The organism is Pediococcus argentinicus, from assembly GCF_001437605.1.
GTDB classification, from domain to species: domain Bacteria; phylum Bacillota; class Bacilli; order Lactobacillales; family Lactobacillaceae; genus Pediococcus; species Pediococcus argentinicus.
Genome location: NZ_JQCQ01000001.1, coordinates 12,738 through 26,332, shown reverse-complemented (window position 1 = coordinate 26,332; position 13,595 = coordinate 12,738). Strand labels below are relative to the sequence as shown.

General features: G+C 37.0%; 11 protein-coding genes. All 11 read right to left on the bottom strand.

The window, feature by feature from the left end; translation table 11 throughout:
- Positions 1-4 precede the first annotated feature (4 nt).
- Positions 5-592 (bottom strand): nucleotide exchange factor GrpE, encoded by a 588-nt coding sequence (grpE, locus tag IV88_RS00120; protein WP_057797480.1) that lies wholly within the window; start codon positions 590-592, stop codon positions 5-7.
- An 11-nt stretch (positions 593-603) separates the two neighbouring features.
- Positions 604-1,650, bottom strand: coding sequence for a heat-inducible transcriptional repressor HrcA (gene hrcA, locus IV88_RS00115; protein WP_057797684.1), 1,047 nt, complete (start codon positions 1,648-1,650; stop codon positions 604-606).
- A gap of 100 nt (positions 1,651-1,750) precedes the next feature.
- A complete protein-coding gene (ribF, locus tag IV88_RS00110; RefSeq protein ID WP_057797478.1) occupies positions 1,751-2,698 on the bottom strand; it encodes a riboflavin biosynthesis protein RibF in 948 nt (315 codons plus the stop codon).
- A 4-nt stretch (positions 2,699-2,702) separates the two neighbouring features.
- Positions 2,703-3,605, bottom strand: coding sequence for a tRNA pseudouridine(55) synthase TruB (gene truB / locus IV88_RS00105; protein ID WP_057797475.1), 903 nt, complete (start codon positions 3,603-3,605; stop codon positions 2,703-2,705).
- Between the two features lie 98 nt (positions 3,606-3,703).
- On the bottom strand, positions 3,704-4,054 hold the full coding sequence (rbfA, locus tag IV88_RS00100) for a 30S ribosome-binding factor RbfA (RefSeq protein WP_057797473.1): 351 nt from the start codon (positions 4,052-4,054) through the stop codon (positions 3,704-3,706).
- A 12-nt stretch (positions 4,055-4,066) separates the two neighbouring features.
- Complete coding sequence (infB, locus tag IV88_RS00095) at positions 4,067-6,877, bottom strand: translation initiation factor IF-2 (RefSeq protein ID WP_057797472.1); 2,811 nt, start codon at positions 6,875-6,877, stop codon at positions 4,067-4,069.
- 12 nt (positions 6,878-6,889) lie between these two features.
- Positions 6,890-7,192, bottom strand: coding sequence for a L7Ae/L30e/S12e/Gadd45 family ribosomal protein (locus IV88_RS00090; protein ID WP_057797470.1), 303 nt, complete (start codon positions 7,190-7,192; stop codon positions 6,890-6,892).
- Positions 7,182-7,481, bottom strand: coding sequence for an RNase P modulator RnpM (gene rnpM, locus IV88_RS00085; RefSeq protein WP_057797468.1), 300 nt, complete (start codon positions 7,479-7,481; stop codon positions 7,182-7,184). The genes IV88_RS00090 and rnpM overlap by 11 nt, the downstream gene beginning before the upstream one ends.
- 23 nt (positions 7,482-7,504) lie before the next feature.
- A complete protein-coding gene (nusA, locus tag IV88_RS00080) occupies positions 7,505-8,581 on the bottom strand; it encodes a transcription termination factor NusA (RefSeq protein WP_057797466.1) in 1,077 nt (358 codons plus the stop codon).
- Between the two features lie 15 nt (positions 8,582-8,596).
- Positions 8,597-9,073 carry a ribosome maturation factor RimP gene (gene rimP, locus IV88_RS00075; protein ID WP_083486796.1) on the bottom strand — a complete coding sequence of 159 codons (477 nt, stop codon included), beginning with the start codon at positions 9,071-9,073 and terminating at the stop codon, positions 8,597-8,599.
- A 129-nt stretch (positions 9,074-9,202) separates the two neighbouring features.
- Positions 9,203-13,525, bottom strand: coding sequence for a PolC-type DNA polymerase III (locus IV88_RS00070; RefSeq protein WP_057797464.1), 4,323 nt, complete (start codon positions 13,523-13,525; stop codon positions 9,203-9,205).
- Positions 13,526-13,595: the final 70 nt, after the last annotated feature.

Sequence of the window (13,595 nt, the reverse complement as noted above, 5' to 3'; positions counted from 1 at the left end):
CAATTTATTGTGCAACAACAACCATGGTTGGTCTTAATACACGATCTTTAAGTTTGTATCCCTTTTGGAGGACTTGTACTACCGTGTCAGCAGGATGATCATCATCCGCAGCGACGGTTTGAACAGCTTGATGTTCATTTGGATCAAATTTAGCATTTTCAGCTTCGATCTCAGTGACACTGTTTTCTTTCAAAGCAGACGCTAAATGAGATTGAACCATTTCGATACCTTTTTTCAATTGTTCACCATTTTCATCATGAACCTCAATACTTAAAGCACGCTCTAAGTTATCCATTACAGGTAAAATTGCTTTGGCTAACTTTTGTCCATCATACTTGATTAATGAAGCTTGTTCTTTTTCATTTCGACGTTGCATGTTTACAATTTCAGCTTGAGCTCGAATATACTTATCGTTTAATTCATCAAGTTGTTTTTGTAAATCATCATTTGCGTCTTTATTATCTGAATCCTGATCAGAATCGGGTGAATCGTTCACATCCGCCTCTTCCACTATTTGATCCTCTTCAGTTATATCCTTTGATGTTTGTTCTTGATCTTGTTTGGCTTCTGTAGATTTTTCTTCTTCGGACAAATGATTCACTCCTAACTATCGTCAATATTTTGGTAATAATCAATTAAACGTCCAGCTAACTGTCCTCGAAATGCATCGACTAAACCGAGCATTCTCGAGTATTGCATGCTGGTAGGACCAAGTACAGCAATCATTCCTTGACCATGTTGGCCAACATCATAAGTTGCAGTAACTAAACTGTAGTCCTCTAACAAAGAATTTCTTAATTCATCACCGATACGAACATTAAGATCATCACCTGGATTACCCACCAGCGCTTTGACCTTATCCGTCTCGTTGAACATACCTAGCAAATTCTTGATTTGATTCAAATCATCTGTACGTGAAAAATTCAAAACATTTAATCGTCCACCCACAAAGAACTGGTTAGCCGCATATTTTGAAACTACATCACTGAAAACATCAATAATTCCAGCTGAAGTCTTCAAGTACTTCGACATACCATCTTGAAAATTGGTAGTTAAAGTAGCATACACTTCCGATAAAGGATGACCAATCAAACGATCATTAAGAACTCTAACAACTCGTTCCAAGTCTTCACCAGTCATTGAGTTAGGAATCATAAACTTCCGACTCGTGACCTCTCCATTATCAGCAACCAGAATTAGCATAACTGAGTTATTTCCGAGTGGTACCATTCTAAATCCCTCTAACATTGAGCCTTCATGGTTTGGTTTCAATGAAAGAACTGTGTAGTGTGTCAATTCAGAAAGCATTTCGGTTGAAGTCTTAACAATGTCATCGACTTGGTCAAATTGACTACCGATTGAATCATGAATCTTTTTAACTTCATCATCCTTAATTGCTAGCGGATGAATCAAATGATCCACATAATATCGGTATCCTTTGAGTGATGGAATTCTTCCGGATGAAGAATGATTCTTTTGGATCAAGCCCATTTCTTCTAGCTTAGCCATATCATTTCTAATCGTGGCAGAGCTAACTTTAATCGGAAGAACAGCAACTAACGCTTTCGAGCCAACCGGTCGATCGTTTTCAGTATATTCACGAACAATTTGTTCTAGGATTAATAATTCTCGTTCAGTTAACGTTTTAATCACCTCTTTTAGCACTTTAACTTTGGGAGTGCTAAGAACAACTAATAAGATACCAGAGGTTTGTATAAATGTCAACTTTAGTCAGTTTTGGTCAAAGTCTTTATAATTTCTTAAAAAAGTCCCTTGTATTTTGTTCATCAACATTTAGCTGATTAATAAGATCTTCCACTGAAGCAAATTTTTCTTCACCACGCAATCTATGATACCAACGTATTTTTACCGTCTCACCATAAACTTCGCCATTAAAGTCCAAAATATTTATTTCTGTTGTCACCGGCCTGCCATCACCGAAAACAACATTACGCCCAACTGATGCCATTGCGTGGTACCACTGAGATCCAATTTTTATTTCAGCAACGTAAATTCCAATTCCTAAAGTTATTTGATTGATATCACTAATAATATTAGCCGTTGGAAAACCAAGCGTTCGTCCACGGGCTTCCCCATGAACTACTAGTCCTTTTGTTTCAAATGGATATCCCAAGAATTCATTTGCACTATCAATATCACCGTCAATAATCCAATCTCTAGTCTGTGTCGAAGAAACCTTAACCAGATCTTGTTGAACCGGATTAATTGAGTAAACATCAAATCTTCCATTGCTTAATACTGGTAGTGTCGTCATATTAGCAGTTTCTTGGGGCCCAAACGTATAGTCAAATCCGGCTACAACTGACTTTGCATGCAATCCAATTATGTAATTTTGAATAAATTCTTCCGGATTCTGTTTAGCAAATAACGATGTAAAATTCACAACATAAAGAACATCAACACCAAGATCATCCATTAGTGTGGCCTTACGTTCCACTGAAGTTAGGTATTTAGTGCCGATTGTACTTCCACGTCGGTGATTAAATACTACAGATGGATGATGATCAAATGTCATCGCTGCTAGTTTCAAATTTTTTTCTTCAGCAACCATTCGTGCTTTCTTTAAAACTTCTTGATGACCACGATGAACTCCATCAAAAAAACCTAATGCTAAAACTACCTCATCATTTGGAATTAAATCACTTTGATACGGATGACGCATTTTAATAATTTTCATTATTTCATCTCGCTAATAACATTTTTTTCGGACGATACAAGTCATATCGTTCATCTAACATATAAATAGCCTGAATGTCGTTATCATACATAATAGTAATTTCAGGTCTGTGTTCATCTTTAATTTTTATGAAACCACCATGTTGAACTAATTCCCACTGTTCTGCATTAATAGTGACAGCAGGAAACTTTCTTAGTCCATATGATAAGGGTCGTGCTACAGTTGATACCTCATCTTGTTCGGCAAGCTTTTCCAACTGTTCTAAAGTAACTGAATCAGACAAATTGAATCCACCGCTGGATTGACGAGTTAAATCAGACATAACAGCAGGAACATTTAGAAACTTTCCTGCATCAACAGCTAAAGTTCTAACATAAGTACCCTTACCACATTCCACTTTAAAGAAAATGGTTTGAGTATGTTGTTCTTCATCAAAAACGGTTGGCTTTGTTTGCACAAAGCTTTTAACATTTATTTTTCTGCTAGGTCGTTCAACCGTTTCACCTTTTCTGGCGTATTCATACAATTTACGACCATTTACTTTAACAGCAGAGTACATTGGTGGTATTTGAATGATTTCACCCACCAAACTTTGGAGTGCTTCGTCAATTTCACTAACAGAAAATGGTTTATCAATTACTTTGGTCTCAACAACTTCACCATCTAAATCTTCAGTAGTTGTTGCGTACCCTAAAGTTATTGATCCTGTATAAACTTTGCCGTATTCCATTAAATAGTCAACCACTTTTGTAGCTCTCCCAACGCAAATAGGTAACACGCCGTCAACGTTAGGATCTAATGTACCACTATGTCCAACCCTTTTTGTGTGTAAAATGCCACGCATCCGAGCCACAACATCATGACTTGTCATGCCACGGTCTTTATTAATTGGTATTATTCCGTCCATATTTATCCCTCACAATGCTTATTATTATAGCATATTGCGCTTTCATACCTATCTTTATGGAGACAAAAAAACCGAGCCCTTAAGCTCGGTTTTTTAAATTAATCTCGATTTAATTTGTTAAGAAGTTGATCAATATGATCTCCATATTGAACTGATTCGTCCCGTTCGAAAAGAAGTTCAGGAGTCTTATAAATTGATAGACGACTTCCTAGTTCTTTTCTGATAAGACCTGAGGCTTTTTCAAAACCTTCTTTAGTCTTCTTATCATCTGATGCTTTATCAGATAAAATACTATAGAAAATCTTGGCTTGTTGCAAATCACCAGTAACATCTACACCGGTAATCGTAATACCTTCTAAGCGAGGATCACGAACACGACGACGTAGAATATCACTCACTTCTTTTTCAATTTCTTGACTAAGTCGATCTGAACGATATTGACGTGCCATAATATTTCTCCTCTACTTTACAGGAACAGCTTTCATATGATAAGCCTCGATAACGTCACCAATCTTAATGTCATTATATTTCTCGATTGTTAAACCAAGTTCAAAACCACGTTTAACTTCTTTAACATCATCTTTGAAACGACGTAAACTACCAAGTTCGCCTTCATAAATAACAATTCCATCACGAATTAAACGAACACTAGAATCACGATTAATGAATCCTTCGGTTACATATCCACCAGCGATAGTTCCAATCTTAGAAACATTATATGTTTCACGGATTTCAACTTGTCCGGTAATTTCTTCTTCGTAAGTTGGTTCAAGCATACCCTTCATTGCTGATTCAACTTCATCAATAGCGTTATAAATAACACGGTGAAGACGAATATCAACATCTTGAGAATCTGCTAGTTGCTTAGCCTGTGGTGTTGGACGAACATTAAATCCGATAATGATTGCATTACTTGCTTCAGCAAGAGTGACATCACTTTCGTTAATTGCTCCAACAGCAGTATGAATGATGTTAACACGAACGCCTTCAACATCAATCTTACGTAAACTTCCAGCAAGTGCTTCTACAGAACCTTGAACATCGGCTTTGATAATAACATCAACTTGCTTCATTTCGCCTTCTTTAAGTGAATCAAAGAGGTTATCCAAAGTAACATGATTGTTATTCTTACGTTCTTCAACCAATGCACGTTTAGCACGTTCTTCACCAGCTGCACGGGCTGATTTTTCATCTTCAAAGACGACAAATCGGTCACCGGCTTCAGGAACACCATTCAAACCAGTAATTTCAACTGGTGTTGCAGGTGTTGCATTCTTCACACGACGGTTGTGTTCGTTCACCATTGTACGAACACGGCCAAATGTGTTACCAACAACGACTGGATCCCCAACATGCATTGTTCCTTGTTGAACCAAAATAGTAGCAACTGGACCTTTACCTGGATCAAGTTTAGCTTCAATAACTGAACCAGCAGCTCTTTGATCTGGATTAGCTTTTAATTCAAGCACATCGGCTTGTAATAAAATCATATCCAAAAGTTCGTCTAAGTTTTTACCAAACTTAGCTGAAATTTCAACAAAGATTGTATCGCCACCCCATGATTCAGGAATCAATTCATATTCAGTCAATTGTTCCATAACATGGTTAGGGTTAGCCCCCGGCTTATCAATCTTGTTAACAGCAACAATAATGGGAACGCCAGCAGCCTTAGCATGGTTGATAGCTTCAATTGTTTGTGGCATAACACCATCATCAGCAGCAACCACTAAGATTGTAATATCAGTTACATCAGCACCACGAGCACGCATTTCAGTAAATGCAGCATGTCCTGGAGTATCCAAGAATGTAATCAAACGACCATCATGATCAAGTTGATAAGCACCAATACCTTGGGTGATACCACCAGCTTCACCAGCAGTGATATGACTGTGACGTAATTTATCAAGTAAGGTTGTCTTACCATGATCAACGTGTCCCATGATTGTTACAACTGGTGGACGTGCCACTAAGTTGTCTTCATTTGATTGTTCTTCTTCAAAGATCTTATCGATATCAGAAATATCAACTTCAACCTTTTCTTCTGCTTTAATACCATAATCATCAGCTAAAATTTCAATTGTATCTTTATCAAGAGTTTGGTTTTGGTTAACCATTACACCCATCATGAACAACTTTTTGATAATTTCTGCTGGTTCGCGATGAATCTTCTTGGCAATTTCAGCAACGTTTGTACCTGCATTGTATTCCAATACATCTGGCAATGGACGTTCTTTACGTACAGAAACTTCCTTGTTGTTTGTTTCTTTCAAACGACCGTCCTTTTTGATCTTCTTGTTACGACGGTTCTTGTTGAACTTACCATTTCCACGACCGTAAGAATTATTTCCAAATGAATTACCTCCACGGTTGTTACTCTTTTTATTATTACTGCGGCGGTTATCATTGGAACGGTTATTATCGTTATTTCTTGATGGTGCTTCATTCGTGGTATTACTACGACCTTGGAACTTGTTTTGAGTTGCAGGTCTGCGGCCACTATTTGAAGAACTATTAGTAGTGTTGTTATTACTTGTAGCTGGTCTCTGATTATTACTTGGACGTGCTGTATTTGAAGCAGGACGTTGTGAGCTAGCTACTGGCTTATTGTTGTTCTTATTTGCTTGAGTATTATTATTTGCACTACTCTGTGGTTTTGGCCTTGTAGTCTTTTGCACAGGACGATTTCTTGGTGTCTGTGACTGCGTAGTAACAGCAGCTTGAGCAGCACGTGCTTTAGCTAAACGATCCTCTTGGGCATCAGCTTTGGCTTGGCGAACATTAGCTAAACTAACTTGTTCTTGCTTACGTTTTGCTTGAGCAGCCTGACGATTATTAGCGTTGTTACGATTGTTGTTATTAGTATTATTACGTCGTTGGTTACCATTATTATTGGTATTAGTATTATTAGCACGACGTTCAGGTTTTGCGGCAGCACTAGTACTGTTGTTCTTAGGTGCAGCATTGTATTGGTGACTTGCATTGTTACCAGCGTCACTCTTACGTACTACTGTCTTACCAGTTTTATTTGAACGGAACTTAGGGACATGCTTTTCTGTTTTCTTTTCTTGGCTACCGTTATTTTCACTTTGAGTAGCTGCAGGTTTCTTTTCATTTTTCGAAGTAAAGACTTCGCGCATATGTTTTTCCTCGTGATCGTCAAGCGTTGACATATGATTTTTAACGTCATATCCAGCATCTTGAGCTTTACTTAAAATATCTTTACTCGAAACGTTAATTTCTTTGGCTAATTCATAAATTCTTTTTTTGCCCATTTTTTCACGCTCCTACTTTTCAAATTTCTTTATTATCGATTTCGCAAATCCTTTATCAGAAATAGCAACCGCTGATCTCATTTGACCAATTGCATCAGAGAGTTCTGCTTTTGTTCCAACTTCACAAAATGGAATTTCATAGAATTTGCATTTATCTGTGATTTTTTTCAAACTACTAGGTCCCATATCGGAGGTAACTAATACTAACCTTGCACTTTTGTTTCGTACTGCCGTAAGTATCATCCCTTCTCCGGTAATTAAATTACCCGAACGCCGAACTAGTCCCAATAATTGGAGAACTGAATTATTTACCATCGCCGAATAGCTCTTTTCGAGCCTGTTTATGATCAACATAGGCAATTAAGTCATCATAGAATGAATCATCAATTTTGATTTTAAAAGCTTTATCAAAAGTGTGTTCCTTCTTTGCTTGCTCAGCAATTTTAACATCTAAACCGATATATGCCCCACGACCTGCTTTTTTACCTGTTTCATCGATTGAAACTTCATTCTCTTTGTTTTTAACTACGCGAACAAGTTCCTTCTTGGGAAACATTTGGTCAGTTACAATATCTTTACGCATGGGAATTTTTCTAGTTTTCATTAGCCTAAGCCTCCAAACCTATGTTACTCAGCGTCTTCAGTATCTTCGTCTTCTTCAACATATTCAGAAGCATCAGATTCTGATTTGATGTCAATTTTATAATTTGTTAATTTAGCTGCTAAACGAGCATTTTGTCCACGCTTACCAATAGCTAATGATAATTGATAATCTGGAACAATAACCATGCATGAACGTTCGTCTTCTTCATCGAACAATACATCTTCTACTTCAGCAGGATTCAATGCATTAGCAATGTATTCAGCAGGATCTTCAACCCATTCAACAATATCCATGTTTTCGCCATGAAGTTCATTAACGATTGTTTGGACACGTTGACCACGAGGACCAACACAAGTACCAACGGGGTCGATATCTGGGTTATTAGACTTAACAGCAACCTTAGCACGATCACCAGCTTCGCGTGCAATTGAAACAATTTCTACGGTTCCATCATAAATCTCTGGAACTTCTTGTTCAAATAATCGCTTAAGTAAACCGGAAGCACTTCTTGAAACATAAACTTGAGGTCCCTTACCGCTATCATCAACTTTTGTTACGTATACTTTGATGTGATCATGTGGTTCATATTGTTCATCAGGAATTTGATCTTGACGAGACATAACTGCTTCAACACCACCAAGGTCAACATATACATAGCGGTTATCACGACGAGCAACTTCCCCAGTTACGATTTCATCTTCATATTGACTGTATTTTTCATATACAACACCACGTTCAGCTTCACGAACACGTTGCATAATAACTTGTTTAGCTGTTTGAGCAGCAATTCTACCAAAGTTCTTGGGTGTTACTTCGAACTTGATTTCATCATCTAATTCGTAAGCCTTATTAATACCAAGTGCTTCACTTAAGCTTACTTCTTGTTGAGGATCCATAACCTCTTCTACCACTTTTTTAACAGCATAAACATGGATATCGCCTTTTTTGTTATCAAATTCAACCGCAACGTTTTGGGCCTGACCATAGTTACGTTTGTATGCTGATACCAAAGCAGCTTCTAATGCATCAATAACGACATCTTTTTTAATACCCTTTTCTTGTTCCAGTGCATCAAGGGCTGTAATCATTTCTTTACTCATTTTACTAAATCCTTTCTAGATTTTAATCGCAAGTCTAGCGAAAGCAATTTTACTTAAATCAACTGTTAATTCTTTTTTTCGTGTTTTAACCATATACTCAATTGTTAACTGTTGACCATCAAAGTCTTTTAAGTAACCTTCAAAAACCTTTTTCTTTTCAACTGCAGCATATAATGAAATATGAATATATTCACCAATTGCGTTTTTAAAATCAGCATCTTTCTTGAGTGGTCGTTCAGCACCTGGAGATGAAACCTCCAGAAAATATGCTTGTGGGATTGGGTCGGGTTCTTCCTCGTCTAATAATTGACTAAGTTCATCACTTACCATGGCACATTCTTCAATGTTAATCCCATTTTCTTTATCGATATAAACGCGTAAAAACCAGCTTTGTCCTTCTTTTACAAATTCCACTTCCACCAATTCAAATCCGTGCTTATCAACAATGGGCTGAACCATATTAGTTACTGTATCAACAACCGTACTACTCACAATCGCCCCTCCTTACAGTTTAAATTTTTTCAATAAAAAGAGCGAGCATCGCTGCTCACTCAATTAACGAGTATTTAATTACTAGTAAAATATACCATTTTTGCACTCTTATTGCAAATTTAGCGCGATTTAGAACAGACTCAACTGGTTTTCATCAGGTAATTCTGTTAAAACATTATTCTCGGTCATAAATTCAATCAAAGTTCCCGAAACATGTCCTCGTTTTGCTAAATCCTCTTTAGATAAGAATGGTTTATCAGCCCTAGCAGCGACAATTTGCTTGGCAACATTCAATCCTAATCCAGGTAAAGCATTAAATGGTGCAATTAGAGTATTACCATCCATCAACCATTCCTGGGCATCTGACTTCTCAATATCAACCATCTTAAAATCAAATCCTCGTTCTAACATTTCATTAGCTAGCTCAAGAACGGTTAACAGATTCTTTTCTTTAGTTGATGCATCGTTACCCTTATCATTGATTTCTTGCATCTTAGCCTTAACGGATTCTTTACCATGGGACATTGCAACAACATCAAAATCATCAGCGCGAACTGAGAAATATGCTGCGTAGTAAACTAATGGGAAATAAACCTTAAAGTAAGCAATACGTAGAGCCATCAAAATATAAGCTGATGCATGGGCGCGTGGAAACATATACTTAATCTTTCCACACGATTCGATATACCAGCCCGGAACGTTTGCTTCACGCATCTTGGCTTCAAATCCTTCTGGGATTCCTTTACCTTTACGTACGCTTTCCATGATTTGGAATGATGATTGTGAATCTAACCCATAATGAATTAAATCCATCATGATATTATCACGACAACCAATAACTTCCTTCAAAGTAACAGTTCCATTTTTAATTAACTCTTCAGCATTACCTAGCCAAACATCGGTACCATGAGATAGTCCTGAAATCTGCAATAACTCAGAATATGTTGTTGGATGAGTTTCTTCTAGCATCCCTCGAACAAATCGAGTTCCAAATTCAGGAATTCCAAGTGTTCCGGTTTTAGACTGAATTTGCTCTTCATCAACGCCAAGTACATCTGGACCAGAAAAGATCTTCATAACTTCTGGATCATCAGTTGGAATACTCTTAGGCTCAATTCCAGATAAATCTTGTAACTTACGAATCATAGTAGGATCATCGTGTCCCAGAATATCCATTTTCAAAATATTATCATGGATAGAATGGAAATCAAAATGGGTTGTTTCCCAAGCCGAAGTTTGATCATCGGCTGGATATTGAATCGGACTAAAGTCATAAATATCCATATAATCTGGAACAATCAGAATACCAGCTGGATGTTGTCCAGTTGTACGTTTTACTCCAGTAGCACCTTTAGCTAAACGATCAATTTCAGCTCCTCTAAAATGAGCATTAGTATCTCGTTCATAAGCCTTAACATAACCATAAGCAGTTTTATCAGCAACCGTACCAATCGTTCCGGCACGGAATACATTTTCTTTACCAAACAGAACTTGCATATAATTATGTGCAATTGGTTGATAATCTCCCGAGAAGTTCAAATCAATATCGGGAACCTTATCCCCTTTGAATCCTAAGAAAGTTTCAAACGGGATATCTTGTCCATCACCAATCATCAAAGCTCCACATTTAGGACATTTCTTGTCTGGCAAATCAAAACCTGAACCATACTCACCTTTAGTATAAAACTCAGAATACTGGCAATCGGGACAGCGATAGTGAGGCGGTAGTGGATTAACTTCCGTAATTCCAGACATCGTAGCAACCAAACTGGAACCAACCGAACCACGGGAACCAACCAAATATCCATCTTTATTACTTTTGTGCACTAAACGTTGTGCAATTAAGTAAATGACAGAGAATCCATTTCCAATAATACTTGTTAGTTCTTTATCAAGACGATCTGAAACAATTTCCGGTAACTCATCACCATATAAAGCATGCGCTTGATCCATTGTTAACTGTTTGATTCGATCTTCAGCACCTGGCACTTTAGGTGTATAAAGCTTTTCTTTAACAGGACTAACATCGTCAATACTATTTGCAATCTCTTGCGTATTTTCGACCACAATTTTGTGAGCAACCTCTTCACCTAGAAATGAGAAGTCCTCAAGCATTTCATCAGTCGATCTGAAATGAACATCAGGTAATTCAGAACGATTAAGTGGATTAGCTCCACCCTGAGAATGAATCAAAATCTTACGATAGATATAGTCTTCAGGATTCAAATAATGAACGTCACCAGTTGCTACTACAGGTTTATCTAATTCATCACCCAATTTAACAATATTCTTAATAATTTCTTCTAATCGTTTATTATCTCGTACTAACTCTTGATCAATCAGTGGCTGATAAACAGGTTTAGGCATTACTTCAAGGTAATCATAGAACTTAGCCTTTTGACGAGCCTCGCTATACCCCTTTTGCATCATAGAAGTGAACACTTCACCACTGGAACAAGCCGACCCAACAATCAATCCTTCACGATATTTTTCGAGTTGAGAACGCGGAATCCGTGGAACACGATAATAATATTTAATATTTGATAATGAAACCAATTTGAATAAGTTTTTTAGCCCAGTTTGATTTTTAACTAAAATGACAACATGATTTGGACGTGCATGTTTGTATGCATCATTTTCACTCATATGATCATTCAATTGATCATGGAACTCAATTCCATAACGATCTTCAGCGTCCTTCAGGAACAAGTAACATAAATGTCCTGTTGACTCAGCATCATAAATGGCACGATGATGATGTTCCAAACTGACATCGAACTTCTTAGCCAACGTATTTAAACGATAACCCTTTAAAGTTGGATATAAAAATCTGGCTAACGTTAAAGTATCGATAATTGGATTGGTAATTTCAGGCAAATCATGACGCAAATAACCTGTATTCATAAAACCAATATCAAAAGTAACGTTATGTCCAACAATTATTGCATCGCCATAGAACTCCCGAAATAGTTCAAAAACTTCTTTTTCCGATTTAGATCCGTGAACCATTTCGTTAGTGATACTTGTTAAATTGATTGTTGTGTCAGAAAGAGGAAATCCGGGATCAATAAATTCTTCAAATTGTCCAATCACATTCCCGTCTTGCATTTTAACCGCTGATAATTCAATTACTTTATCATAAATAGCTGAAAGACCAGTGGTTTCCACATCAAATACCACGTAAGTAGCACCCTTAAGTGGAACATGCTGGTTGTTGTAACCAATTGGAACTCCATCATCAACCAAATTGGCTTCGACACCAAATAACATTCTGATATCATTCTTTTTAGCAGCAGCATACGCTTCTGGAAAGGCTTGTAAACCAGCATGATCAGTAACAGCAATTGCAGGTTGGTGCCATTTGGCAGCTTGACCGACAAAATCACTAATTGAATTAGTGGCGTCCATTTGACTCATATTCGTATGAACATGTAACTCAACTCGTTTATCACCATCTTCGGCTTTATCTGCTCTTGCAGCATGTTTAACTTCAGTAACGTCATAAGCATTCAAAGTTAAATCACGCATAAAGGTATCTTCTTGGACACTACCACGAACTCGAACCCATTTACCCTTTTGAACATTCGCAAATAATGCTTCATCTTCTTCATTTCGAGAAAACTTCTTAATCGTCATTGAAGAAGTATAATCCGTCATTTTAAAAATTAAGAGTTGACGCTCTGATCTCAATGTACGAATTTCAACGTCAAAAATATAGCCTTCAATCACAACCGAACGTTCTTCCTGATTAATATCACGCAGTTGTGTTGGATTCTCTCGATCACTAATTGGCTTTCCAATTTGAATCGCACCATTTGCGGCGACAACCTTTTGACTCGATTTACGTTGTTTTTCTTGTTGTTGAATAGCTGCAGTAGCTCTTTGTGCAAGTGCTTGGTCTCGCTTGTTCATTTCCTCTTTAAATTGATTCATTTGATCAGCAGAGGAATTAGCATCAACAACCGTCTTAATTGCAAACTTAGGGAATCCCAGGTTTTGATAAGTATTTTGAATACTTTGAACAGTTGTATCATCAATAAAATTTTGAGTTACATCGTTATCAATCTTAATATCAAGTTGATTATCATGAAAACTTGGCAAGGATTTATCACAAATTTGTCGAATAAAAGAGGACTGGATAGAACTATTTTTAATCACCCAGCTCCAGTAATCGGTCACTAACTTACCATCAATGTGTGAGTTATCATCTGTTGTCTGAATTCTATAGCTAATTTGAGCAATTTCTTTAAACTGATTTGTTAAATGATTTTGGAAGTTTAAAAAGGTTTCAAAGCTCAGCAATGCTGGAAATTCAAATTGAAACTCCCATCGCTTTGATTCCTTATGAATAATTAAATTTAAAATTTGTCCTTGTAAAAAATTATCGTCACTACTTTTATAAGAGATATGATCTAACAAAGTAGTGAACTGTTCATGTTTTGATAATTTCACTGAGTTACCCCCGAGACGTGGAAAAAGTTTAGCACAAACCGAAGTCTGATCTAAACTTTTTATACACTAA